The 25,356-nt window shown below is 67.7% G+C and carries 16 protein-coding genes; 3 read left to right on the top strand and 13 right to left on the bottom strand.

What is annotated here, in order from left to right; translation table 11 throughout:
- Positions 1-13 precede the first annotated feature (13 nt).
- Both BKE09_RS18300 and BKE09_RS18295 read left to right on the top strand, forming a co-directional pair.
- Positions 14-1,159 carry a glycosyltransferase family 4 protein gene (locus tag BKE09_RS18300; protein ID WP_075677123.1) on the top strand — a complete coding sequence of 382 codons (1,146 nt, stop codon included), beginning with the start codon at positions 14-16 and terminating at the stop codon, positions 1,157-1,159.
- Entirely contained in the window at positions 1,152-2,009 is an 858-nt protein-coding gene (locus BKE09_RS18295; protein WP_075677121.1) for a polysaccharide deacetylase family protein, read from the top strand. Before BKE09_RS18300 ends, BKE09_RS18295 begins: the two co-directional genes overlap by 8 nt.
- On the opposite strand, the gene BKE09_RS18290 is transcribed toward BKE09_RS18295, so the two are convergent.
- From BKE09_RS18290 to trpB, 10 genes are all read right to left on the bottom strand, one after another.
- The gene (locus BKE09_RS18290) at positions 1,972-3,423 is read right to left on the bottom strand and encodes an efflux transporter outer membrane subunit (protein WP_075677119.1); all 1,452 of its coding nucleotides are present in this window, start codon (positions 3,421-3,423) and stop codon (positions 1,972-1,974) included. The genes BKE09_RS18295 and BKE09_RS18290 overlap by 38 nt on opposite strands.
- A complete protein-coding gene (locus BKE09_RS18285; RefSeq protein ID WP_075677117.1) occupies positions 3,423-6,632 on the bottom strand; it encodes an efflux RND transporter permease subunit in 3,210 nt (1,069 codons plus the stop codon). Before BKE09_RS18285 ends, BKE09_RS18290 begins: the two co-directional genes overlap by 1 nt.
- The gene (locus BKE09_RS18280) at positions 6,629-9,760 is read right to left on the bottom strand and encodes an efflux RND transporter permease subunit (RefSeq protein WP_075677115.1); all 3,132 of its coding nucleotides are present in this window, start codon (positions 9,758-9,760) and stop codon (positions 6,629-6,631) included. The genes BKE09_RS18285 and BKE09_RS18280 overlap by 4 nt, the downstream gene beginning before the upstream one ends.
- Positions 9,760-10,905, bottom strand: a complete 1,146-nt coding sequence (locus BKE09_RS18275) for an efflux RND transporter periplasmic adaptor subunit (RefSeq protein WP_206120595.1) — start codon at positions 10,903-10,905, stop codon at positions 9,760-9,762. The genes BKE09_RS18280 and BKE09_RS18275 overlap by 1 nt, the downstream gene beginning before the upstream one ends.
- Before the next feature lie 202 nt (positions 10,906-11,107).
- Complete coding sequence (locus BKE09_RS18270; protein WP_075677111.1) at positions 11,108-11,590, bottom strand: RcnB family protein; 483 nt, start codon at positions 11,588-11,590, stop codon at positions 11,108-11,110.
- A 276-nt stretch (positions 11,591-11,866) separates the two neighbouring features.
- A complete protein-coding gene (gene glmM / locus BKE09_RS18265; RefSeq protein WP_075677109.1) occupies positions 11,867-13,228 on the bottom strand; it encodes a phosphoglucosamine mutase in 1,362 nt (453 codons plus the stop codon).
- Positions 13,228-14,103: an acetyl-CoA carboxylase, carboxyltransferase subunit beta gene (gene accD / locus BKE09_RS18260; RefSeq protein WP_005410473.1), complete on the bottom strand. Its 876-nt coding sequence runs from the start codon at positions 14,101-14,103 to the stop codon at positions 13,228-13,230. Before accD ends, glmM begins: the two co-directional genes overlap by 1 nt.
- A gap of 216 nt (positions 14,104-14,319) precedes the next feature.
- Complete coding sequence (gene trpA, locus BKE09_RS18255) at positions 14,320-15,129, bottom strand: tryptophan synthase subunit alpha (protein WP_075677107.1); 810 nt, start codon at positions 15,127-15,129, stop codon at positions 14,320-14,322.
- Position 15,130: 1 nt separating this feature from the next.
- Positions 15,131-15,811 (bottom strand): hypothetical protein, encoded by a 681-nt coding sequence (locus tag BKE09_RS18250; protein WP_075677105.1) that lies wholly within the window; start codon positions 15,809-15,811, stop codon positions 15,131-15,133.
- Positions 15,808-17,025: a tryptophan synthase subunit beta gene (gene trpB, locus BKE09_RS18245; protein ID WP_014647880.1), complete on the bottom strand. Its 1,218-nt coding sequence runs from the start codon at positions 17,023-17,025 to the stop codon at positions 15,808-15,810. Before trpB ends, BKE09_RS18250 begins: the two co-directional genes overlap by 4 nt.
- Positions 17,026-17,122: 97 nt before the next feature.
- On the opposite strand from trpB, the gene BKE09_RS18240 reads away from it, so the two are divergent.
- Positions 17,123-18,010: a LysR family transcriptional regulator gene (locus BKE09_RS18240; RefSeq protein ID WP_075677103.1), complete on the top strand. Its 888-nt coding sequence runs from the start codon at positions 17,123-17,125 to the stop codon at positions 18,008-18,010.
- Between the two features lie 71 nt (positions 18,011-18,081).
- Here BKE09_RS18240 and BKE09_RS18235 read toward each other — a convergent pair whose 3' ends face one another.
- The 3 genes from BKE09_RS18235 to BKE09_RS18225 are packed head-to-tail and all read right to left on the bottom strand — an operon-like array spanning position 18,082 to position 25,330.
- Positions 18,082-19,191, bottom strand: a complete 1,110-nt coding sequence (locus BKE09_RS18235) for a toxic anion resistance protein (protein ID WP_075677101.1) — start codon at positions 19,189-19,191, stop codon at positions 18,082-18,084.
- A gap of 44 nt (positions 19,192-19,235) precedes the next feature.
- A complete protein-coding gene (locus tag BKE09_RS18230; RefSeq protein ID WP_075677099.1) occupies positions 19,236-19,943 on the bottom strand; it encodes a cell division protein FtsY in 708 nt (235 codons plus the stop codon).
- Positions 19,940-25,330, bottom strand: coding sequence for a DNA repair ATPase (locus tag BKE09_RS18225; RefSeq protein ID WP_075677097.1), 5,391 nt, complete (start codon positions 25,328-25,330; stop codon positions 19,940-19,942). Before BKE09_RS18225 ends, BKE09_RS18230 begins: the two co-directional genes overlap by 4 nt.
- Between the last annotated feature and the right edge of the window lie 26 nt (positions 25,331-25,356).

The raw sequence follows: 25,356 nt of genomic DNA, 5'->3' as shown, positions 1-25,356 counted from the left end.
GGATCGATCCTGCATGAACCGTCCGCTGCGCATCCTGCACTCCGAAGCCGCCAAGGGAATGGGTGGGCAGGAGATCTACATCTTCCGCCACATGCAGGTGATGCGCGCGCGTGGCCACGAGATGGCGCTGCTGTGTCAGCCCGAAGCGCGACTGGCCCAGCTGGCACGCGACGATGGCTTCACCGTGCACACCCTGCGCATGGGCGGTCTTCTGCGCCTCCTGTACGGCATCTGGTCGGTCTCGCGCCTGGTGCGTCGCGAGCGCTACGACGTGGTCAACACCACCAGCCGCCGTGACGCGCTGATCGCCGCCGCCGGCGCACGCCTGGGCGGCACGCCGCTGGTGGTGCGCTCGCGCCACCTGATGAGCCCGGTCAACTCGCTGCTGACCTATACCGGCCTGCCGCACCGGATCATCACTGTCAGTGATTTCGTCAAGCGACTGCTGGTCGACCGTGGCATTGCCGCAGAGCACATCGGCATCGTGCCGCCCATGGCGACGCCACCACGCTGGGATGCCTCCGGGCAGGCCGATCCGTGGACCCGACTGCAGGACACCCGCGCCCAGGTGCGCGCAGAACTCGGTTTCGCCGAGCGCGACATCGTGGTCGGCTGCGTGGCCGTGCTGCGCGAACCCAAGGGCCATGCCGAGCTGCTGCATGCCATTGCCCCGTTGTGCAAGGCCAATCCCGACCTGCATCTGGCCGTGGTCGGTGATGGCGAACCGGTGATGGCGCGCCTGCAGGCGCTGCGCAGCGAACTCGGGCTGGAACAGCAGGTGCACCTGCTCGGGTTCCGCAGTGACGCCCACCGGCTGATGGCCGGTTTCGACATCTTTGCCCTGGCGACCCACAAGGAGGCTTCGGGCACGGTCTTCCTCGAAGCCGCGCAGGCGGCGCTGCCGATCGTCTCGCACCGCGTTGGCGGCGTACCTGAAATGCTGGTGGAAGGCAGCAATGCCATCCTCACCCGGCTGGGCGATGACGCCGCCCTCACCGGCGCGTTGCGCCTGCTGGTGGACGATCCGGAACGGCGGCGGCAGATGGGCCGTGCCGGTTGGGACTGGATCCGCAGCACTGCGCGGTTCAGCGCAGCCGGTCATGGCGAGGCCACCGAAAATTATTACCTCCAATGGTTGAAGGAGCTGGGTCATGGCTAATGCCAGAACCGTACCGGTGCTGATGCACCACCACGTCAGCAATTCGCCGGGCATGATCACCGTATCCCCGGAGAACTTCGAGAGCCAGATCGCCTGGCTCGCCCGTACCGGCTGGACGTCACTGACGCTGGACCAGTACGCGGACTTCCTGGCCGGCAAGCCGGTACCACGCAAATCGATCGTGATCACGTTCGATGACGGTTACCTGGACAACTGGGTCTACGCCCATCCGATCCTGCAGAAGTACGGAATGCACGCGGTGGTGTTCGTGGTCACCGGCTGGATGCACGAAGGCCCGGTGCGCCCGCACGCCGGCATCGAAGGCGCCCAGCTGCCGGCAACGCCGGAGCACCGTGCCTGCGAAGACCTGATCTACAAGCAGGGCCGCAGCGACGAAGTGATGATGCGCTGGAGCGAAGCGCGCGCGGCGATCGAAGCCGGCACGTTCGAGGTCCACTGCCACACCCACAGCCACACCCGCTGGCTGAAGCGTGACGACCTCGATCGTGCACAGCGCCGCGAAGGCATCAGCGGTGACCTGGCGATGGCCAGGCAGACGCTGCTGGAGAAGCTCGGCGAAGTCTCCGACACGCTGTGCTGGCCGTATGGCGACTTCGACAATGACTACATCGAGGTGGCGCGCGAACAGGGCTTCCGCTACCTGCACACCACCCACCCGTTCGGGCGCAACGTGGTCGGTGGAGATCCGGAGCGCATCTACCGCTTCGCGATCCGCAACCGCCCGGCCAGCTGGCTGCGCAAACGCATCGCATGGAGCTACAACCCACTGATTGCGCCGATCTTCAACGGCTTCAAGGCCCGGCAGAAGAAGATGGTGCCGGGCCCGTAACAGCGCCGGCTCCGGTCTCCAGCCAGCTGCCACCGATGGCTTGGGCCAGGGCTACGATCGCCGTCTGCCGATCGACTACCCCCTGGATGCGCGCCTGGCGTGCGCTGCTGGCCGTGGCCTGTGCCACCACCACCGAGGTGTAGTCGACCGTCCCCGCACGATACTGGTTGTGCAGGATGGCCTCGGCGCGGTTCGCGGCGGCCTCGGCCTGCTCGCGGGACCGGCTGACATCGGCAAAGGCCTGCACGGCCGCGAGGTTGTCCTCGACCTGCTGGAACGCCCCCAGCACGGATTGCCGATAGACCGCCGCCGCCTGCTCGAACTCCGCCCGCGCCTGCGCGACCCGTCCGCGGGTCGCACCCGCATCGAAAATCGTCTGCATGACGCTGATGCCCAACGTCCACAAGCTGGTGGAGGCGCTGAACAACTGCCCCCAGGCGGTCGCATTGCTCTGCCGATCACCGCTGAGGGTGAACTGCGGGAAGTAACCTGCGCGCTGGATGCCGAAGTTGGCGTTGGCCGCCGCGACCCGGCGCTCGGCTGCGGCGACATCGGCACGCCGCAGCAGGACCTGTGACGGCAAGCTGGACGGCACCTGCGGTACGACTTCGCTCCAGTCTGAAACGGCGAGGCTGAAGGTCGAGGGATTCTCACCGACCAGCACCGCGATGGCGTGTTCCAGCTGGGCGCGCTGCAGCTCCAGCGCGCGCACCTGGGCCTGCGCATTGGCCAGTGTGGAGCGGGCCTGCTCGACGTCGGCGGCACCGGCCACCCCCACCGCGTACTTGTTGCTGGTGATGGTCAGCGAGCGCTGGTAGCCCTGCACAGTCTGCACCAGGTCCTGGCGCTGCGCATCGAGCCCCCGCAGCTGCAGGTAGTCGATGGCCAGCTCACCCTGCGCCGAGAGCGTGGCATTGGCCAGATCCCCCGCGCTGGCGGACGCTTCGGCCCGCGCCTGGCTGACGCTGTTTCCGAGCCGCCCCCATAGGTCCGGCTCCCAGCTGGCCCCGACCTGGACCGAGTAGCGCCGGCCACCGGCGGCATTGCCGCTGGTGTCGCTGCCCTGTCCGCCACTGCGCGTTCCGCTGCCTTGCGCGCTCACCTGCGGCCAGAGCGCGGCGCGTTGCTGCTGGACCAGCGCACGGGCAGCGCTGTATGCCGCCCGATACTGGGCGACGTTCTGGTTGTCCACCGCCACGCGTGCCTGCAGGGCATCCAGTTGCGGATCATTGAACAGGGTCCACCACTGCCCCTTGCCGACCGCGTCGGACGGCACCGCCACGGACCAACCTGGCGCTTCCTTGAAGGTATCGGGTGAGGCCTTCAGGGCCACGCCGTGATAGGCCGGTGCCAGCGAGCAGCCCGGCAGCAGGCTGCTGAGCAACAGCAGTGACAACCCAGTGATCGGTCTCATCACAGTTCTCCAGAGAGCATCGCAGGTGCGACTGCATCGCCGCCATGGCGCGCATGACCGGATCGATCCAGAGCCAGGAACACTACCGGCGTGGTCAACAGGGTGATGAACTGGCTGACCAGCAACCCGCCCATGATTGCAATGCCCAGCGGTCGCCTGAGCTCGGCACCGTCGCCGAAGCCGATCGCCAGTGGCAGTGCGCCCAGCCCGGCGGCCAGACTGGTCATCAGGATCGGCCGCAGGCGCAGGATCGAGGCCTCGCGGATCGCCTCCAATGCGCTCAACCCGCGGCTGCGCTGCGCGTCCAGCGCGAAGTCAACGATCATGATCGCGTTCTTCTTGACGATGCCGATCAACAGGATGATCGCGATCAGCGCGATCAGGTCCAGCTGGCTGCCGGTCACGATCAGCGCCAGCAGCGCGCCGACGCCGGCCGCCGGCAGGGTCGACATCACGGTCAACGGATGGATGGCGCTTTCATAGAGGATGCCCAGCACCACGTAGATCGCCAGCAATGCCCCCACGATCAGCAGTGGCAGGGTGGCCAGGGACTGGTTGAACACCCGTGCCGTGCCACCGAACTCGCCACGCACGCTGGCCGGGAAATGCAGGGACTGCAGCACCTGGTCGATCAGCTGCGCGGCCTGGCCGAGCGCGACGCCGCTGGGCAGGTTGAAGGAGACCGTGGCCGACGGCTCGCCATCGCTGTGATTGAGTCGAGCAGGAGCCGACTGCGAGGACCACTGCGCGAAGGCAGACAAGGGCACCAGCGTGCGCGTCGGCGCGGCATACGCTGCGGCCGACGCGGATTCCGCTGTCGTGCTGGGCGCAACTGTCGCGGCGGCTGCCGCTGTCAGCGCGGTGGTGCCGGTCACGCTGGTTACCAGCGTGCCGGCCGGCACCTTGATATCGGCCAGCGCCAGCGGTGATCCGTTGAAGCCAGGGGCCGCTTCCATCACCACGTGATACTGGTTCAGGCCCGAATACAGATTGGCGACCTGGCGCTGCCCGAAGGCGTCATAGAGCGCGTTGTCCACCGACTGCATCGACACCCCCAACCGTGCCGCTGCATCGCGGTCTACGTCGACATAGGTGCTGGCACCTGCATCCTGCTGGTCGACATTCAGATCGACCAGCACATCGCTGTGCGGTTTCAGCGCGGCGAGCAGGCGGGTGGAGGCCTGCTGCAGCTGGCCGGAATCTTCAGCCTTGAGCACGTACTGGTACATCGAGGTGGTCTGCCGCCCACCGACGTTGAGATCCTGCACCGGATTGAGCGTGGTCGCCACCCCTTCGATACCCGCCAACTTCGGCCGCAGCCGGGCCACCACCTCGGCCACCGGGGGGCGTTGCCCACGCGGCACCAGCACCACGAACAAGAAACCACCGCCAGCACGGCTGCCTCCGGAGAACGCGACAACGTCCTGCACTGCGGAATCTGCACGGATGATCTTCACTGCCTGTGCCAACCCATCGCGCAGTGCAGTAAAGGAAATACTCTGGTCGGCACGGATCCCGCCATTGAGGGCGCCGGTATCCTGCGCCGGGAAAAACCCTTTTGGCGCCACGATCATCAGGTAGACGTTCAGCGCGATGGCCAGCGCCAGCGACAACAGCATCACGCCGCGATGGGCCAGCGCCCAGTCCAGGCTACGCACGTAGCGACGCTGCATCCATTCGAAACCCTGCTGCACCGTGCGCATCAGTTGTCCCTGCTGTTCGACCTGGCGCGGTGGAACCAGCAGCAACGATGCCATCATCGGGGTCACCGTCAACGACACCAGCAGGCTGATCGCCACCGCAATCGAAAGCGTCAGCGCGAATTCGCGGAAGATGCGCCCGATCAGGCCCCCCATGAAAATCAGCGGCACGAACACCGCGATCAGGCTGGTGGAGATCGAAAGCACGGTGAAGCCCACCTCGCCGGCGCCGAGCAGGGCCGCCGCGCGCGACGGCATGCCCGCCTCGATGTGGCGACTGATGTTCTCCACCACCACGATGGCATCATCGACCACGAAGCCGGTGGCGACTGTCAGCGCCATCAAGGACAGGTTGTCCAGCGAGAAGTCCAGCAGGTACATCATCGCGAAGGTACCCAGCAGCGAGGCCAGCACGGCCACTGCTGGAATCAGGGTCGCACGCCAGCTGCGCAGGAACAGGCTGACCACCAGCACCACCAGCAGCGTTGCGATCACCAGGGTGGTTTCCACCTCGCGCAGCGACGCACGGATGGTCAGGGTGCGGTCACTGGCCACGGCCAGATGCACGTCCTCGGGCAGGTTGGCCTGCAGGGCAGGCAACAGGGCCTTGATCGCATCGACGGTGTCGACGATGTTGGCGCCGGGCTGCCGGGAAATGATCACCGACACCGACGGCTGTCCGTTGAACAGGCCCATCGTGCGCACGTCCTCGGGCCCATCCTGCACCGAGGCGACGTCGCGAAGGCGCACTGCCGCGCCATTGCGCCAGGCCACCACGACGTCGCGATAATCGACCGCATGCAGTCCTGGCGTATTGGTATAGACCTGGAACGCACGCCCATCGCCATCAATGACCCCACGCGGACGATTGGCGCTCTCCGAAGACAGCGCCGTGCGCACGTCCTCCAGCGCGATGCCGTACTGCGACAGGGCCGACAGGTCCAGCTCAACCCGCACCGAGGGCAATGCGGCGCCGCCCAACTCGACGTTGCCGACGCCCTGCACCTGCAGCAGGCGCTGCTGCACCGTGGCCGAGACCGCGTCGTAGATCTCGGAGGGCCTGCGCGTGGCCGAGGTCAGCGCCAGGATCAGGATCGGTGCATCGGCGGGGTTCATCTTGCGATAGGTGGGATTGCTCTTGAGCGTGGTCGGCAGGTCAGCGCGCGCGGCATTGATCGCGGCCTGTACATCGCGCGCGGCGCCGTCGATATCACGCGACAGGTCGAACTGCAGCGTCACCTGCGCCGAACCCACGCCCGACTGCGAGGTCATTTCGTTGACCCCGGCAATCACGCCCAGGCGCCGCTCCAGTGGCGAGGCCACGGTGGTCGACATGGTCTGCGGGCTCGCACCGGGCAAGCTGGCCTGGACCACGATGGTCGGGAAGTCGATCTGTGGCAACGGTGCCACCGACAGCTGCGGATACGCAGCGATACCGGCCAACATCACTCCCACGGCCAGCAGCAGTGTGCCGACCGGGCGACGGATGAAGGGAGCCGACAGGTTCACCCCACGTCTCCCGCCGCCGCAGCCGCAGCCGGCCGCGCATGGCGCTCCCGCAGGCGCTCGAACATCAGGAAGATCACCGGCGTGGTGAACAGGGTCAGTGCCTGGCTGAGGATCAGGCCACCGGCGATGGCAATGCCGAGCGGCTGCCGCAGCTCATGGCCCATGCCGCTGCCGAAGATCAGCGGCAGTGCGGCGAACAACGCGGCGAACGTGGTCATCATGATCGGCCGGAAGCGCAGCAGGGCCGCCTGCCGGATCGCCGCCACCGCATCCTTGCCTTCCTCGCGCATCGCCATCAACGCGTAGTCGATCATCATGATCGCGTTCTTCTTGACGATGCCGATCAGCAGCACGATGCCGATGATGCCGATCACCCCCAGGCCCCAGCCACTGAGACCGAGCGCCAGCAGCGCGCCAACACCGGCTGATGGCAGCGTGGAGAGGATCGTCAACGGGTGCACGAAGCTCTCGTAGAGCACGCCCAGCACGATGTAGACCACCACCACCGCCGCCAGGATCAGCAGCATTTCGTTGCCCAGCGAATCCTGGAAGGCGCCGGCGGCACCGGAGTAGCGCGTGTTCAATGACGTCGGCAGGGCGATGTCCTGCTGGACCCGGGCAATCGCCTTCATCGCCGTTCCCAGCGGAACGCCAGGCGCGAGGTTGAAGCCGATGCTGGCTGCCGGGAACTGGGCTTCGTGGGCGATCACCAGGGGCGCGGTACCGTTGCGGATCGTCGCCAGCGCGGTCAACGGTACCACCGTGCTGCCGGCCGGCACGTACAGATGCTGCAGGCCCTGTGGTCCGGTGAGCATGTCCGGGCTGGCCTCGAGGATCACCCGGTTCTGGCTGGAGGCGGTGTAGATGGTGGAGACGATGCGCTGGCCGAACGCATCGTAAAGCGCGTTGTCCACGGCCAGTGCATTGGCACCGAGGCGCGCCGCAGCATCGCGGTCGATGTCCACGATCACCGAACTGCCCTCGCCCAGGCTGGCCGGGGTGACATCACGCAACTCTTCGCGCTCGGCCAGCGCCTGTGCCAGGCGCTGGCCCCACTGGTCGACCAGCGTCTGGTCGGCGCCCTGCAGCACCAGGCGATAGCCGGTGATACCCGGTTCGGTATCGATGACCAGGTCCTGCACCGGCTGCAGGAACAGGCGTACGCCGGTGATGTCCGCGGTACGCTGGCGCAGTCGCGACAACACGTCGTCCAGATGCGGGCGCTGCCCGATCGGGGTGAGGTTGATCGACAGCCGCCCCTGCTTCAGGGCCGGATTCTGCCCATCCACACCGATGCTCGATGACAGACTGGCCACTGCAGGATCGTCCAGCAGGGCGGATGCCACCTGCTGCTGCAGCTGGCTCATCGCGCTGAAACTGAGGTCCTGCGTGGCCAGGGTAGTGGCTGCGATCTGGCCGGTGTCCTGCTCGGGAAACAGGTTGCGGGGCACCACGGCGAACAACAGTCCGGTCAGGCCCAGGGTCGCGACGAACGCCAGCAGCGTCAGTCGTGCATGGCCGATCACCCAGTCCAGTCCGCGTGCATAGAGCGCGGTCAGCCGTTCGAACCGGCGCACCGTCCACTGGCTGATCCGCGAGGGGTGCTCCTGCTCCTGCGGGCGCAACCAGCGCGCGGCCAGCATCGGCACCAGGGTCAGCGCCACCACCGCCGACAGCAGGATGGTTGCGGCCAGTGACACCGCGAACTCGCGGAACAGGCGGCCGACGATATCGCCCATGAACAGCAACGGGATCAGCACCGCGATCAGGCTCACCGTCAACGACACGATGGTGAAGCCGATCTCGCCCGCGCCCTTCAGTGCCGCCTCGAACGGGCGCATGCCGTTCTCGACGTGGCGGGAGATGTTCTCCAGCACCACGATGGCATCATCGACAACGAAACCGGAGGCGATGGTCAGCGCCATCAGGGTCAGGTTGTTGATCGAGAAGCCCATCGCCCACATCGGCGCGAACGCCCCCATCAACGACAGCGGTACGGCGATCGAGGCGATCAACGTGGCCCGCCACGAGCCAAGGAACATGAAGATCGCCAGCGTCACCAGCAAGACCGCCATCACCAGCTCGAAGCACACGTCGGACACCGAGGCGCGGATGCCCTCGGTGCGGTCGCTCAACAGGGTGACGTGCACATCGGCCGGCAGCTGCGCCTCCAGGCCCGGCAGCGCCTGGCGGATGGCATCCACGGTGGCGATGACGTTCGCTCCGGGCTGGCGCTGCACATCCAGGATGATCGCCGGCTCGCGGTTCATCCACGAGCGCAGGCGGGTGTTCTCGGTGGAGCTGACCACGTTGGCCACATCACCCAGGCGCACTGCCGCTCCATTCTGGTACGCCACCACCAGCATCGCGTACTGCGCGGCATTGGCCAGCTGGTCGTTGGCATCGATGGTCCAGCTCTTGCTTGGCCCGTCGAAGCTGCCCTTGGCGGCATTGACGTTGGCGTTGCCGATGGCGGTGCGGATGCTCTCCAGCGTCAGGCCGCGCGATGCCAGCGCGGCCATGTTGGCCTGGATGCGCACCGCCGGGCGCTGGCCAACGGACAACGAGACCAGGCCAACGCCATTGACCTGGCCGATGCGGTTGGCGAACTGGCGCTCGACGATCGCCTCTACCTCACCCAGCGTGCGCGTCGGCGAGGTCACGGCCAGTGACAGGATCGGCGCATCGGCCGGATTGACCTTGGCGTAGATCGGCGGCGCCGGCAGGTCGGTGGGCAACAGCGTGGTCGCTGCATTGATCGCCGCCTGCACTTCCTGTTCGGCCACATCCAGGTCGAGATCGAGGTTGAACTGCAGGGTCACCACCGATGCCCCCGACGAACTGGTCGAGGTCATCCGGGCCAGGCCGGGCATCTGCCCGAACTGGCGCTCCAGTGGTGCAGTCACGGTCAGCGCCATCACCTCCGGGCTGCCGCCCGGGTAAAGCGTGGTCACCTGAATGGTGGGATAGTCGACTTCCGGCAAGGCCGACAGCGGCAGGTTGAAACAGGCGATGAGGCCGGCCAGCAGCATCGCCACCATCATCAGCGTGGTCGCCACCGGGCGCAGGATGAAGGGGCGCGAGGGCCCTCCTGCGACCTCCGTTGCGGTCTCCGCCGCGCCGTCCATCAAGGCCCGCCCTTGTGCTGGCCCCGCGCCTTGCCAGTGCCACTGACGGGCGCCCCGCCCACCCGCACCTGCGAGCCGTCCTGCAGGCCGTCGGCACCGGCGGTGACCACCGACTCATCGCCCTTCAATCCGCTGAGGATGGCCATCTTCTGGCCCACCATCGGACCGGTGGTGACCACCTGCATGTGCACTTTCTGGCCGGGCTGCAGCACGAACACGAAATCACCCGGCGTACCGTGCCGCACCGCACTGACCGGCACCACCATCGCCTGCGGCAGGGTGCGGACCTGCAGGACCGCATTGACGAACTGGTTCGGGAACAACGTGCCGTCCGGGTTGGCGAAGCGCGCCTTGGCCTTGACCGTGCCAGTGCTGATATCAATCACGTTGTCCAGCGCCTGCAGGCGACCCTCGGCCAGCACTGCCCCACCCTGCTGGGCCAGTGCCTGTACCACCAGCGCATCCTTCTGCACGTCGCCACGCGCGCCGAGCAGGCCCAGCTGGCCCTGCGGGATGGCGAAGGCGATGTCGATCGGATCCTGCTGGGTGACCACGGCAATGCCGGTGGCGTCCTGGGCGGTCACGTAGTTGCCGATGTCGGTCAGGCGCAGGCCCACCACGCCAGCCACCGGGCTGCGGATGGCGGTGTAGCCGAGGTTGAGTTCGGCAGTCTGCACTGCCGCCGCATCTGCCAGCACCGTGCCCTGCAGCTGGCGGACCAGCGCCGCCTGGGTATCAACCTGCTGGCTGGCGATCGAGTCCTGCGCAAGCAAGGTGCGGTAACGTGCAAGATCCACCTTCGCCGCAGCCAGCTGGGCCTGGTCGCGCGCGTGGTCGGCCCGGGCCTGGGCCAGCGCCGCCTGGAACGGCCGCGGATCAACCTCGGCCAGTACCTGCCCCTGTTGCACCTGCTGACCCTCGCGGAACAGGATGCGCCCCAGCACACCGGACTGCTGCGAGCGCACGGTGGCCGTCGCCAGTGGCGTGACCGTTCCGATTGCGGTGATCGTCACCGGAACATCCATGCGTGCGACCTTCTCGACACTCACCGATGCAGTGGGGCGTCCACCGCCACCGCCAGCGCCATGGCCCGCCAGCCATCGGGCCAGCAGCGCGATCGCCAGGGCCACCGCGGCCACCAGCACCCATGTCCAGACGCTCCTGCTGCCCCGCCGCGTCGCAGGCGGCGTCACCTCTGCATGCATTGGCACTCTCCACTGCCGGCATCCCCTGGCACGCCCGCGCCTCCCCGATGGTGGCCGGGGAGGCGCGGGGTGAACAACCTGTTGCCTTTACCTGCTGCAGCCGCTCATCGCAGGCTAGGCAGGCCTGCGACCAGCGGGGACATCAGATGAAGCGACCGTAGACGGTCTGCACGATCTCGCCGTTGGCGGTATTGATCAGCAGTGCGTCCGGTCCGAAACGCACCCATTCGTATCCCATGGGCGGGAAATCCAGATCGAACAGCCAGAAGTCGTTGAGGATGTAGTTGCCCACCCAGAACGGCCGCGGCAGGATCTCACCGTAGTGCCAGCGGCGGTATTCGAAGCCCACCGGCGGATGGTACGGACCGATGCGGAAAGCATGGTCGGCACGGAAGTTGTGCCTGTACTCATCACGGAACTGCGGGCGCGCATTGTTGACTTCGCGCGGCCGCTCCATGCGGGTGTAGCCCAGTGGCGCGCGCATCGGTTCCTCGCGGACCGCGCCCATGTGCGGCCCGCCTCCCGGATGACGTTCGGCGCTGGCGGTGGAGATGCCGCCCAGCAGCGGCAGGACCACCAACGCCCCTCCCAGCAGATAGCGGCTGAGGCGCAGTGAAGTGTTCATGGCCATTGTCCTTGCAACAGTGATGGAAGAAGAACAGCTGCTCCGACCCGATCCCCGGTCCATCCCTGGCATGGCTGGAACCGTGGATCCTGACTGCGGGAATACCCCTTGCTGCGTGTAGCCGATGTCTGCAAGCGGCCAGCGCCAGCTGAACGTCCCAGCGCGTACGTGACCGGTGTCACGCGGTTCATCCTGGCACGGTGCACGCGACAGGCAGAAAGCGACATGGCCGCAGAAGCGGCCATGTCGGGGTGCCAGGTTGTACCGTCGCCAGCCTCAGGCGGCGGCGGCGCGCACCGCGGCGGACAGGCGGTCCAGCGTGTCCTGCATCAGCGTTGCATCATCGGCCTCGACCGTGACCCGCACCACCGGCTCGGTACCGGACGGGCGCAGGAATGCACGACCACGGCCAGCCACCGATTGCTGCGCGACGGCCAGCGCGGCCTGCACGCTGTCGGCCTGCACCGTGGCCTTGGCCGAGACATTGCCCAGCCGCACGTTGACCGTCTTCTGCGGCACCCGCACCAGCCCCTTCAGCGCCTGGCGCAGGGTCTGCCCGCTGTTGCGCAGCGCCACCAGTACCTGCAGCGCGCTGACGATGCCGTCACCGGTGGTGGCCCGGTCCAGGCACAGCAGGTGGCCGGAGGCTTCGCCGCCGAGCACGCCGCCGCCTTCCATCAGAGCCTGGTGCACGTAGCGATCGCCGACATTGCTGCGCACGAACGGAATCTGCAGGTCGGCGAATGCCTTCTCCACACCGTAGTTGCTCATCAGCGTGCCGACCACCGGGCCGCGCAGGCGGCCTTCGGCCTTCCAGGCGCGTGCCAGGATGTACAGCAGGTCGTCGCCGTCGACCGGATTGCCCTGGTCATCGGCCATCAGCACGCGGTCACCATCGCCATCGAAGGCGATGCCGAGATCAGCGCGGGTTTCGCGGACCTTGGCCGCCAGGTTGTCGATATGGGTGGAACCCACACCGGCGTTGATGTTGACGCCGTTGGGCTCGGCACCAATGCCGATCACCTCGGCGCCCAGCTCGCGGAACAGCAGCGGTGCGATCTGGTAGGTGGCGCCGTGCGCACAATCCAGCACCAGGCGTACGCCACGCAGGTCGAACGCGCGCGGCACGCTGGCCTTGCAGAACTCGATGTAGCGGCCGACCGCCTCGCGCGCACGCGACGCCTTGCCCAGCTTTTCCGATTCGGCGGTGGTGAACGGAACGTCCAGCGCCGCTTCCAGGGCCAGCTCGGTGGCATCGTCGAGCTTCTCGCCCTGGGCGGAGAAGAACTTGATGCCGTTGTCATAGTGCGGGTTGTGCGAGGCGCTGATGACGATGCCGGCATCCACGCCCAGCGTGCGGGTCAGGAACGCCACCGCCGGGGTCGGCATCGGCCCCAGCAGCTGCACGTCGGCACCGGCGGCGACCAGGCCGGCTTCCAGTGCCGCTTCGAACATGTAGCCGGAAATGCGGGTGTCCTTGCCGATCACCACGATCGGCCGGCGCCCGTCCTGGCCGCGCTGCGCGACCAGGACACGGCCCAGGGCGTTGCCCAGGCGCAGCACGAAGTCGGCCGAGATCACGCCCTGGCCGACCCGTCCACGGATGCCATCAGTACCGAAGTACTTGCGGCCTCCCATCAAGCCACCTCCGGCGCCGGCTGACGGCCCAGCATCGCCAGCAGATCGGACAGGCGGTCGCGCATTTCGCGACGGTCGCAGATCTGGTCGATGGCACCGTGCTCCAGCAGGAACTCCGAGCGCTGGAAGCCTTCCGGCAGCTTCTCGCGCACGGTCTGCTCGATCACGCGCGGGCCGGCGAAGCCGATCAGCGCCTGCGGCTCGGCGATGTTGATGTCGCCCAGCATCGCGAACGAGGCCGACACGCCGCCAGTGGTCGGATGGGTCAGCACCGAGATGTACGGCAGGCCGGCTTCACGCAGCTTGCCCAGCGCAGCCGAGGTCTTGGCCATCTGCATCAGCGAGAACAGGCCTTCCTGCATGCGCGCGCCCCCGCTCTGCGAGAAGCACACGTAGGGCGCACCGATCTCGACCGCGGTCTCCGCGGCCAGTGCGAAACGCTCGCCGACCACCGAGCCCATCGAGCCGCCCATGAAGGCGAAGTCGAAGGACGATGCCACCAGCGCACGGCCCTTGAGCAGGCCGCGCATGGCGATCAGCGCGTCGTACTCGCCGGTGTTCTTCTGCGCGATCTTGATGCGCTCGCTGTACTTCTTCTGGTCCTTGAACTTGAGCAGGTCGGTCGGGCCCAGGCGCGCACCGATCTCGGTGGTGCTGTCGGCATCGAACAGGGCCGCCAGGCGCGCACGCGCACGGATCGCCATGTGATGGCCGCACTTCGGGCAGACTTCCAGGTTCTCTTCCAGTTCCGGACGGTACAACGCGCTGCCGCAGTTGCTGCACTTTTCCCACAGGCCCTCGGGGACACTGCGCTTCTTGCTGGGGGTGTTGTCGGTGCGGATGCCGGACGGCATCAACTTGCTGAGCCAACTCATGCGGGAGGACACTTCCGTTCAGGGCGGCCCAGGGGCCGCAAAGGCGGACAGTCTAGCTCCGCTTTCCCCGCCCGTGCACCCCCTTGCCAGCCACGGGGCCGCCGGAAAAAACCATGCTGGGACGTACGTTTAGGTGTGGGGTAGTGCCGGCCGCTGGCCGGCAGCCCTTCCACGCTGGCGGGTACGGAGGATGCCGGCCAGCGGCCGGCACCACCGTTACGCGTCCAGCGCCTCCCGCAGCGGGGCAAGGAAGGCCCGGGCGCGCTGCGCGGCCTCTTCCGCCGAGCCCGCTTCGGCCAGCGCCGCCACCAGCGCGCTGCCCACCACCACGCCGTCGGCCTGGCGGGCCATGGCCGCGGCACTGGCGGCATCCTTGATGCCGAAGCCCGCCACCACCGGCACCGACGCACGCGCGCGCAACGCCTGCAGGCGGGCACTGGCGGCATCGCTGTCAAGGCGCTCGGACGCACCGGTGACACCGGCAAAGCTGACGTAGTAGAGATAGCCACGGGCCAACGCCAGCAGCTTGTCGGCGCGCGCCTCGCTGGTGGTCGGCGACGCCAGCAGGACCAGCGCCAGGCCGGCTGCGTCGAACGCCTGCTGGGCCTCGCCCGCTTCTTCCGGTGGCAGGTCGACCAGCAGCACGCCATCGACGCCGGCGTCCACGGCGGCCTTGGCGAAGGCCACGTAGCCGTGGATCTCCACCGGGTTCAGGTAGCCCATCAGCACCACCGGGGTCTGCGCATCGCGCTCGCGGAACTGCGCCACGGCCTGCAGCACGTAGCGGCTGCCAGCACCGCGCGCCAACGCGCGCTCGGAGCTGCGCTGGATGGTCGGGCCATCGGCCATCGGGTCGGAGAACGGCACGCCCAGTTCGATCACGTCGGCGCCGGCATCGACCAGTGCGTGCATGACCGGCACGGTGGCTTCCAGCGAGGGATCACCGGCCGTGACGAAGGGGATCAGCGCCTTGCGCTGCTGTTCGCGCAGACGCTGGAAACAGGCATCGAGTCGGGATACGGACATTTCAGGCACATCCTTCAATCAGTTCAATCGCATCGCTGGTTCCCCAGTACATCTGGGTGACCCTCCCTTCAAACAGTTCCACGCGGATACCCAGGTCCGAACCCGGGTCCTGCCAGGTGAGGTACTCGCCCTGGTCACCGTCGTAGGCATGCGGGCTGGATACCGGCGGCTTCGGGAACTGGGCCATGGCCTGGGCGCGGGTCATGCCGACACGCAGGCCGAACGGACCGGGCTGCTGGGTCGGCGCCCCGCTCTCCGGATCCAGGCCGAGATCGAAACGGACGACGCGATCTTCATCGGTCATCATCGACACGCCGGGCGGCAGCCCCTTGCCGTCGTAGTACTCGCAACTGCCGCCGATGGCTTCGACCGCCCCTTGCGCGGTCCACGGCCCGAGTGCCTTCAGATCGGTCATATGCTGGCCGATCAGCACCTCGCCGGCATGGTCCAGCGCCACCGAGACCACCGCGGGCGCGCCATCGCTGTCCGTATCTTCCATGGACGGCGGATCGACGATCGGCGCACGCGCCATCGGGTCGAGGTCATCGTTGGCGGCCGGCTGCTGTGCCGGCTGCGTGGTGGCCTTGGCGGCCGGCGCCAGCAGCGGCGGCTCCGGCGGCTGGCATGCGGCCAACCCCAGCGCCAGCAGCAGCACGCCACTGTTGCGCAGCAGCGCGCTCACAGCACCAGCCCTTCGCGCGCAGCGATGGTATGCACGTCCTTGTCGCCACGGCCGGACAGATTGCACAGCACGATCTGGTCACGCGGACGCTCACGCGCCAGCTTGATCGCCTGTGCCAGCGCATGGCTGGACTCCAGCGCCGGCAGGATGCCCTCGGTATGCGCCAGCAGGTGGAAGGCCTGCAGCGCTTCTTCATCGGTGATGCCGAGGTAGCGCGCACGGCCGGTATCGGCCAGGAATGCGTGCTCGGGGCCGACACCCGGATAGTCCAGGCCGGCCGACACCGAATGGGTCTCGATGATCTGGCCGTCGTCGTCACACAGCACATAGGTGCGGTTGCCATGCAGCACGCCGGGACGACCGGCGGCGATCGACGCGGCGTGGCGGCCGGTGCTGATGCCATCACCTGCGGCTTCGGCGCCGACGATCTCGACCTGGCGATCATTGAGGAAGGCATGGAACAGGCCGATGGCATTGCTGCCGCCGCCGACGCAGGCGGTGATCGCATCGGGCAGGCGGCCGTACTCGGCCAGCATCTGCTCGCGCGCTTCGCGGCCGACGATGGCATTGAAATCGCGCACCATGCGCGGATAGGGATCCGGACCGGCGACCGTACCAATGATGTAGAAGGTGTCCTGCACATTGGTCACCCAGTCGCGCATCGCTTCGTTGAGCGCGTCCTTCAGGGTGGCCGAGCCGGAGGTGACCGGCACCACCGTCGCGCCGAGCAGCTTCATGCGGTAGACGTTGATCTTCTGCCGCTCGATGTCGGTGGCGCCCATGTACACCACGCATTCCAGGCCCAGCCGCGCGGCAACGGTGGCGCTGGCCACGCCGTGCTGGCCGGCACCGGTCTCGGCGATGATGCGCTTCTTGCCCATCCGCGCCGCCAGCAGCGCCTGGCCGATGGTGTTGTTGATCTTGTGCGCGCCGGTGTGGTTCAGGTCTTCGCGCTTGAGCAGGATCTGCGCACCGCCGACATGGTCGCTCAGGCGCTGGGCGTGGTAGATCGGGCTCGGCCGGCCCACGTAATGGGCCAGGTCGCGGTCATAGGCCGCTTGAAATGCCGGGTCCTGGCGGGCCTGGTCATAGGCCTGGGCCAGTTCCTGCAGCGGGCCGACCAGGGTTTCGGCAACGAAGCTGCCGCCGTAGCGGCCGAAATGGCCCTGGGCATCCGGGAAGGCGTGGTAGTCGGCAATGGGGGAGGCAGACATGGAAGCGACCGCTGGTTCGAGACAGGTGGATACTCTAGCGCACGGGTCGTGACCGGAAAATGGATATTATCTGGCGCATATCGTCAGGAAATCTCACATGAGCCGTTCCCTGCTGCCACCACTCAATGCGCTGCGCGCGTTCGAGGCCACCGCCCGCCTGGGCGGGGTTGGCCGCGCCGCGCAGGACCTGCACGTCACCCACGGTGCGGTCAGCCGCCAGCTGAAGCTATTGGAAGACCACCTCGGCCTGGCACTGTTCCAGCGTGCCGGTCGCGGCCTGCGCCTGACCGCTGCGGGCACGCGCCTGCAGGCAGCGTGCAGCGAGGCCTTCAGCGGCATCGAAGACTGCGTGCGCGAACTGCGGCGGCCGACGGCGGCCCCGGCGCTGGTGCTGGGCTGCAGCGGCAGCGTGCTGGCGCGCTGGATGATCCCGCGCCTGCCTGCGCTGCAGGCCGCCCTGCCCGGCGTGCGCCTGCAGTGGTCGGCGCTGGATGGCAGCTTCACCGAGGCGCAGGCCGCACTGGATGCGGTCCTGCTGCTGGCGCAGGGGCCGTGGCCCCGGGGCTGGCAGGTGCGTGAGCTGGCGCCGGAACGGGTCGGCGTGGTGGTGGCCCCCTCGCATCCGGCCGCGCAGCGCCTGCGGCATGTACCGCCCTCGGCGCTGCTGCAGGAGACCCTGCTGCACACCAGCTCACGGCCGCAGGCGTGGCCGGCGTGGGCGCAGGCGCACGCTCTGGACACCGCGAAGCTGCAGCTGGGCACTGCCTTCGAGCATCTGTACTACCTGCTGGAGGCAGCGGTAGCCGGGCTGGGCCCAGCGATCGCACCCGAGCCGCTGGTGGCCGAGGACCTGGCCGCCGGGCGACTGGTCGCGCCGTGGGGGTTTGCCGCCACCGGTGGTTTCTGGGTGCTGGCGCGACCGGACGGACCGGCCGATGCGCGCGTGGATGCGCTGGCCGACTGGCTGGGCCAGCAACTCCGTTGACAACAAAAAGGGGACGGAGGGGATTAAGTCGCAAGTGGCACAAACGACTTGATTCCCTCCGTCCCCTTTTTTCAGCTGGCGGTTGGAGTGGCCAGGCGCTGCTGCAGGTCTTCGCGCAGGCGCGACAGCTCGACTTCGGCCTGCTGCCGCTGCTGCATGCCTTCGCGATGGATGCTACGCACTTCCTCGACCGTGGCGATCAACTGGTCGTGCACGTGGCGCAGCGTGGCTACGTCGATCACGCCGCGCTGGTTGCTGCGCGCGGTATCCACCGAGGCCTGGCGCAGCAGATCGGCATTGCGGCGCATCAGCTCGTTGGTGGCATCGTCGATGGCGGTGGACAGCTCGACCGCGGCCTTCTGCTCACCCAGCGAAAGCTGGATGGCGAACTGGCGCTTCCACGACGGGATGGTGATCTCGCGTACCGTGTTGAACTTCTCGATCAGCTGCAGCGCGTTGGCCTGGATCAGGCGGATCATCGGCAGCGACTGATCGGCCGCATGCTGCATCAACTGCAGGTCGGACACGCGCTTTTCGATCAGGCGGATCGCGTTGTCGACTTCGCCCTGGCGGATGCGCTGCTGCGGATCCTCACTGCCCTGCCCGGCCTGCTGCTCGGCCTGCAGTTCGGCCAGGCGCTGTTTGCCGGCGGCAGCATACAGGCCCAGCGCATGGCGTTCTTCTCGGACGATGTCATGCATGCGGTCGAACTCGCCCACGCGCTTGCCCATCAACGCCTGCTGCACACCGACATCGCCCAGCAGCTGCTCGATCTGCGCGTTGGTGTCGCTGAATTTCTGCACCAGCTCGCCCTTGGATACGCGCAGGCGGTCGATCAGGCCACCGATCACCGGCACCTTCGACCGCTGGGCGAAGCCGTCCAGCTTCAGGCTGCGCGCGATGCGCACCACTTCGCCCAGCTTCTCGCCACTGGCATCCAGGTCACGATTGCGCACCTGGTCGAGCAACTGGCTGGAGAACGCTGCGGTGCGCGTGGCCGCTTCGCGACCGAACACCTGCAGGTTGCCCGGGCGCAGGTCATCCAGCTCCAGCCGGATCTCGGCGATGCGCGGCAGATCCTCGCGGACCAGGCCGAGGGCCTGCAGTGCGCCGTCATCGAGCGCTGCGGCGGTGGTCGTGCCGGGCACGAGGGCACCGGGGGTCTGGCTGTCCTGGGTCATCGGGCAGTCTCCTTGCAGTTGGGTAAGCGGCAGCGGCGGCCGGCTCAAGGCAGTCTAGCCTGAGCTGCCGCGACCTCGTCATCGATCTGTGCGTGCAGCATGGCGGCCTTCGCCGCCAGTGTGGCGCCGGCCGCGGGCTGGCCCGCCACGGCGGCCTGCCGCCAGGCTGGCAACAGGACGTCATGGATGCGCGCGAAGCGTTGCAGCAGCACGTTGTCCTGGTCCTGCAGCAGCTGCCACTGGCCGGCCTCGAGACGGCGCAGCATGGCCAGCCGGCGCAGATGATCGAGCCGTTGCGACAGCGCGGCCTGGCCGGCGATATCCAGCGACGCCAGCCGCGCCGCAGCCAGCTCGACCCAGGCGTCCAGCGCTGCGGCCGCCGCTGAATGCCCGGCGATGGCCATGGCCCGCAGTTGCAGGTGCTGCTGCAGGTGCTGGGCCTGTTCGCGCGCCTGCAGGGCCAGCACGCCCAGCTGCGACTGCAGCGCACGCCCTTCTGCCTCGCGAGCGACATCGCGCCCCAGCAGGCGGCCCCACCAGCTCTCCTGCTGCCGGATCTGCGCCGGGTTGGCGGCCTGCAGGGCCAGCGCGATGCGTGCCAGTGCGGCCACCAGGCCTTCGCCCGCACCCGGCGGCAACGGTGTTTCGCGCCGCGCCAGTGCCTGCAGCAACGGCGCACCATAGTCGGCCAGCACGGCGACATCGGCCGTGTCCGGCAAGCTCGGTGGCGGCAGTGGCGCCTGCGTGGTCACGGCAGCGGCGGCGGCTTCGGTGTCGTTGCCGGAATGTCCTCACTGTCGTCCGGCGGCAACGACTCGCCATAGAAGTGGCGCATCAGGGCCTCATCCAGCGCGCGCTCCTCCGGCGTCGTGGCACGGCGCACACGCGCACGCTGCGCCACCGCACTGTTCGGCACGCCACGCTCGACCTGCTGCCGCGCCCAGCCGGCGAACGCGGCCAGGGTCTGCGACACCTGTACCTGCTGCGCCTGCGATGCCGCCAACAGTTCCACCAATGGCGCCAGGCCAGCCTGCAGGTCGTCGGCCAGGACCGTGGCCGGCACACTGGAGGCCGCCGCGACCGGCTCCGGCGCCGCGGTGGCGGGACGTGTTTCAGAAAGGCGATGCAAGGCCTCCAGCAACGCCGGCCACGGTGCCGGGTCGGCAACGGCAATCGCTTCCGGCGCCGGCGGTGGCAGCTGCAGGGCAGTGGCGATGTCGGCCAGCTGCGCGACCACGCGCCCGCCGACATCGCTGTCGTCGGCACCCATGGCCTTGTTGCGCAGGAAATCGCGCTTGATCTGCGCCCAGCGCTGCGCCTGCGTGTCGTCCAGCACGCCGCGCAGCTCGGCCAGCTTCAACAGGTTTTCTTCGGCGCCGGTGGTCAGCAGCTGTGCCTCGCCCAGGTAGTGGTCGGAGATCAACTGCTGCAGCTCGGCCTCGTTCATCACCGGCGAGATCTTCTCTGCCAGCTTGTTCATGTTGCGGTAGCTGCCCTGCAGCCGGAACGGCGGCTCGCTACGGTAGCGATCGTCCTGTGCGGCACTGGCGATGTACTGCTGGTTGACCCGGTAGACAACGTCGCGCACGCGCAGCATGCGCTGCAGGGTGGCGGTGATCTCGTTGATCTCCGCGCTGCTGTAGGCATGGCTGAGGCCGTTGGTCGAGACCTCCTTGCCCATCGCACGATCGACCAGTACGTACAGGTCAGCCATGTCGCGCGTGGCCAGCGGCGCCAGCACCGGGTTGGAGGTCAGGCTGTTCTCGATGTAGCTGAGGGTGAAGGTCGCCTCCATGCCACCGAGCACATCACCGAGGTTGTAGATGTCGGCACGGTTGGCCAGCATGTCCGGAATCTTGAACACCTCGCCGGACTCGGTGTACGGGTTGCCGGCCATCACCACGCAGAACTTCTTGCCGCGCATGTCGTAGGTGCGGGTGCGACCGCGCCACACGCCTTCGATACGGCGGGTGCCATCGCACAGCGAGATGAACTTCTGCAGGAACTCGGGATGGGTGTGCTGGATGTCGTCCACATACAGCATGGTGTTGTTGCCCATTTCCAGCGCGAGGTTGAGCTTTTCCAGCTCCTGCCGCGAGGTCGCGTCCGGCGCCTGGGCCGGGTCCAGCGAACGCACCTCATGCCCCAGCGCCGGGCCGTTGATCTTCATGAAAACCAGGCCCAGGCGGTGCGCCACGTATTCCATCAGCGTGGTCTTGCCGTAGCCCGGCGGCGAAATCATCATCAGCAGGCCCATCAGGTCGCTGCGCTTGTTCTCGCCGACCGTGCCCATCTGCTTGGCCAGGTTGTCACCGATCATGCCCAGGTAGACATCGTTGATCAGCTTGTTGCGCACGAACGAGGACAGCGGCCGCGCCTTGAACTCGGAAAGCCGCAGGGTCTCGCGCTCGCGCCCGATGATGCCCTGGCGCAGCGCCTGGTAGGCGTGGAACGCAGGCACGAAATGACGCAGGTGCTGCGTCAGGCGCGCATGGAAATCATCCAGCGATACCACCAGCGTGCCGTTGCTGATGCGTGCGTGTTCACCCAGCAGGCCATTGACCTCCGCCTGCAGCGCGGTGTCGCTGGCACGGGTACGCAGCTGGCGCTGCACCAGCAGCAGTGCCGCGGCCTCGTCGACGTAGCCGGCATGCAGCGCATGCGCCGGCATCCGCGCCAGCGCCCTCAGCCACTGCCCGGCCAGCGCCCAGCGCGTGGCCAGCGGATCTTGGCTGCGCTGCAGCGCGCGTTCGACCGCCTCGCGCTGCCCGGCCTGTTCCAGCTGCTGCGCCAGCGCATCCAGCAGCGCTAGCGCATTGCGACTGCTGCTGAACACCGGCTCGCCGGTCGCCAGCTCTTCGCCCAGATAGGCGGCCGCGGCCTCTGCGGCATCGGCATCGAACGGCAACGCGTGGGATTGCGCATACGCCAGCAGTGCCTCGGCCATTTCCGCACGCAACGCCAGTCGCCCTTCGTCGGACCCCAGCAGGCGTGCCAGCGCTTCGGCACCCATCTGTCGGCCCGGCCATTGCGCCACCGCTTCGCGCCGCTGCTCGGCGGCCCAGAACAGCAGTGCCAGCGCACGCACCCGCGGTGCATGGCGCAGGCTGCCGGCCGCCTGCTGCAAGGGCAGCAATGCACGCAGGATCAGCGCGGCATCATGGTCATGGATGCCGCGCTCGTAGCCTTCGCGGTAGCGCGGTGCGGCGAACGCACGCACGCGCTGGTCCAGTGCTTCGGGCGTGGCGACGTCGTGCTGCAGCGTGGCCAGGTCAAGGCCGTCGCTCCCCTCCTGCGCGGCCATCAGCAGGCTGCCGGCCAGATACTCACCGCGATACAACGCAGGTGATTCCGAGTCCAGGGTGACCGGCCAGAACGGCTTCAGCGCATCCAGCTCCGGATCGTGCAGGGTCTCCAGGAAGTCGGTGCCGGTCAGATGGATCGCCAGCGTGTCACCACGCGGCAGCAGGGTCAGGTCCAGCGCCTGGGTGTTGACGCTGAAGCGATGGCGCGGCCCCAGCCGCACCACGTTGCCGCCCGCTTCGTACAGATCACTGCGGTCGCGCAGCTGGCGTACCGCCTGGTCACGCACGCCCTTCAGGCGCGCCTCAATGTCGTCGGCCTTGACGTTGTCATGCAGCGCGCGCAGGCGTTCGGCCAGCTCACGCAGCTTGAGGATCAGCGGATCGCCGGCGAAGAATGCATTGAGCTCATCGGCGGTGGCGAAGCGCTCGGTGCGCTTGGCCAGGCCATCGAGGATGCGGCTGGCCGCGTCCAGAACCGAACGTGCCTTGCGCTGGCGATCATCCAGCAGTGCCTGCTTGTGCGTTTCGAAGGCTTCAACCAGCTCTTCGCGCTTGCTCAGGATGTCGCCAAGGAACTGCTCGTGCTCGCCGAACTGGCTCTCCAGCTCCTCCAGCTGCACCAGCAGGCGCGACAGCTGCTCGTCGGCGCGTTCCGGATCGGTGGCCAGCGCCAGCGCGCTGGTGATCGACTGCGAGAACAGCGCGAACTGCGCGGCGAACTGCGCCACGGCCTCGGCCGAACCCAGCGACCGGCGACGCTGATCAGCACGCGCACGGGCCTGGTTGAGGCGGCCGTACAGCACCGAGATCGACTCGACCACGCGGGTGCGGGCGGTGGCATCGTCCACCTTCAGGCCGGCCATCAACTCGGACAACATGTCCAGGTCGGCGGCCATGCCACGCAACCCTTCCAGCTGCTCGTCCAGCTGGCGGGCACTCTGTGCCTGCTGGGCCGCTTCATCCAGCGCCTGCAGGCGCGTGGTCAGTGGCGCCAGCGCAGCATCACCGGCGAGGAAGTCACCCGTGGCGGCGCCGACATGGTCCTGCGCCTCCACCAGCTCGGCCGTCATCGCCTCGATACGTGCGGTGTCGATGTAGCGCAGCTCGCGGATGGTCAACAGCCGTCCACGCAAGGCGGTGATCGCATTGAGCGCCTCGACGAAGGCCTGCACCTCGTTCCAGTTCTGCGGCTGCAGCCGGCCCAGCAGCGCCTTGTGCGCAGCCTCGGCCTCGACCATCGCCTGCGCCGACTGCTGGCGGATCGACTGCACTTTCTCGTATTCGTCCAGCACCGATTCGCCGGTGGCGCTGATCTGCCGCAGCAGCGCCTCGGCGCCATCGCAGGCCGCGTCGCCCAGCCAGTGGTGGGCATCGAACAGGCGCCGGGTGTCGGCCACCAGGCGCTGGTAGCGCTGCACCGACACGTCCTGGCCTTCGATCTCGCGCGCCAGGTTGAACAGGTTGGAAATGCCGCGCACCAGCTCGGCGTTGCCGATGCGGCCCATGAAGGTGTTGCCGGGCGGTCGGCTGGCGGCAAACTCGTCACTGCTGAACGGGGTCTGCCAGACCTGCATCGGATGGATGCGGGTCGGTTCGCTGCCTTCGGCATGGAACAGCACCATGCGCCCGTCCTGCATCAAGGCGTAGCCATGGCCGAACACTGGGTTCTGCAGCACGCGCTGGATGGTGTTGTAGACGAACAGTGCCGAGCGCCCACCTTCGCGCTCGTAGAAGATGTACAGCACGTCCTCGCCGTTCGGCGAACGGATGCTGCGCTTGAACTGCATGCCGGCCATCGAGGCGTCGAATGCCTTGTGCTCGCCGCCCTGCAGGTAATACCCACCCGGGAAGATCACGCCGTGGTCTTCGGGCAGCTGCACGCAGGCCTGCACGATCGCATCGTTGCGCACGATGCCGCCGGTCAGCGTGTTGTAGATCAGGCCGCGCCACTCCGTCTCGCGGTACGGCAGCACCTTCAGCAGCACCAGCGAGCCGACCCGGGCGAATTCGAACTGGGCGTCGTCAAGCGACTGCGTGCTGTCCTCCACCGGTTCGCTGTAGATGCCCTGCCCGGTCTCGGTGTTGTTCTCGACCTTGATGGTGAGGTCGCCGCCGGTGGTCTCCACGAACAGGGTGTCGAGGATGTTCAGGTGCGAATGGCGTCCATTGACTGCCAAGTCGCGGGTCGCCCTGGTCCATTCGAAGTCGAACGGCGGCGGCAGTGCGATATCGCGCTCGCCGCGCGCATCCAGATAGGCCAGTTCGCCATCGCGCGACAGCGCCCAGCGGAACACGCGCACGTCGCTGCTGCGCTCACCGATCTGGAACGAGGCCAGCAGCTTGTCGCCCACCACGATCAGCTGCAGCAGGCGTGCGTGCTTGTAGTAGGCGTACAGCTCATTGAAGTCGTGCACGAAGCCGGGCTGGTCGAGGAAGCTGCCCTTCAGCTCCAGCGCGGCCACGTCGTAGCCGTCGCTGCCCTGCACCAGCCGGTACAGGCCGAACACGTCCTCGATGCGGGTCTGGGTCTTCAGCCCGATGAACACGTTGTAGCCGAACAGCAGGCGGTCCGGGCCGACCTGCACGATGTCACGGCCGACGCAGTTGTTCTCGCTGCGGATGCGGAAGCGCCCGACCACCTCCAGGCGGCTGTCGCCGAACTCGGCCAGGCGCTGGCGGTTGAGCGTCTCGGCCAGGCCCTGCAGGCACTGGCCCTGCTCGGCCAGGCGGCGGCGCAGGACTTCGTAGGCGCCGCCCTGGGCAACGGCCTGGTCGACGGTAGTGCCGCCGGCCTCCGGTGCAGTAGATTCGGCGGACGGATGGGTATCAGACATCAGCAGGCTTCCGGCTCACGGGCGGA

Source organism: Stenotrophomonas sp. TD3, assembly GCF_001939825.1.
GTDB lineage: Bacteria > Pseudomonadota > Gammaproteobacteria > Xanthomonadales > Xanthomonadaceae > Stenotrophomonas.
Note: the sequence above shows the minus strand (reverse complement) of the source record. Positions and strands in the feature narration are given on the sequence as shown.

What these genes read in the sequence shown, in the direction of transcription:
- BKE09_RS18300 (WP_075677123.1), top strand. Translation starts at nt 14, where the DNA reads ATGAACCGTCCGCTGCGCATCCTGCACTCCGAAGCCGCCAAGGGAATG.
- BKE09_RS18295 (WP_075677121.1), top strand. Translation starts at nt 1,152, where the DNA reads ATGGCTAATGCCAGAACCGTACCGGTGCTGATGCACCACCACGTCAGC.
- BKE09_RS18290 (WP_075677119.1), bottom strand. Translation starts at nt 3,423, where the DNA reads ATGAGACCGATCACTGGGTTGTCACTGCTGTTGCTCAGCAGCCTGCTG.
- BKE09_RS18280 (WP_075677115.1), bottom strand. Translation starts at nt 9,760, where the DNA reads ATGGACGGCGCGGCGGAGACCGCAACGGAGGTCGCAGGAGGGCCCTCG.
- BKE09_RS18270 (WP_075677111.1), bottom strand. Translation starts at nt 11,590, where the DNA reads ATGAACACTTCACTGCGCCTCAGCCGCTATCTGCTGGGAGGGGCGTTG.
- glmM (WP_075677109.1), bottom strand. Translation starts at nt 13,228, where the DNA reads ATGGGAGGCCGCAAGTACTTCGGTACTGATGGCATCCGTGGACGGGTC.
- accD (WP_005410473.1), bottom strand. Translation starts at nt 14,103, where the DNA reads ATGAGTTGGCTCAGCAAGTTGATGCCGTCCGGCATCCGCACCGACAAC.
- trpA (WP_075677107.1), bottom strand. Translation starts at nt 15,129, where the DNA reads ATGTCCGTATCCCGACTCGATGCCTGTTTCCAGCGTCTGCGCGAACAG.
- trpB (WP_014647880.1), bottom strand. Translation starts at nt 17,025, where the DNA reads ATGTCTGCCTCCCCCATTGCCGACTACCACGCCTTCCCGGATGCCCAG.
- BKE09_RS18240 (WP_075677103.1), top strand. Translation starts at nt 17,123, where the DNA reads ATGAGCCGTTCCCTGCTGCCACCACTCAATGCGCTGCGCGCGTTCGAG.
- BKE09_RS18235 (WP_075677101.1), bottom strand. Translation starts at nt 19,191, where the DNA reads ATGACCCAGGACAGCCAGACCCCCGGTGCCCTCGTGCCCGGCACGACC.
- BKE09_RS18225 (WP_075677097.1), bottom strand. Translation starts at nt 25,330, where the DNA reads ATGTCTGATACCCATCCGTCCGCCGAATCTACTGCACCGGAGGCCGGC.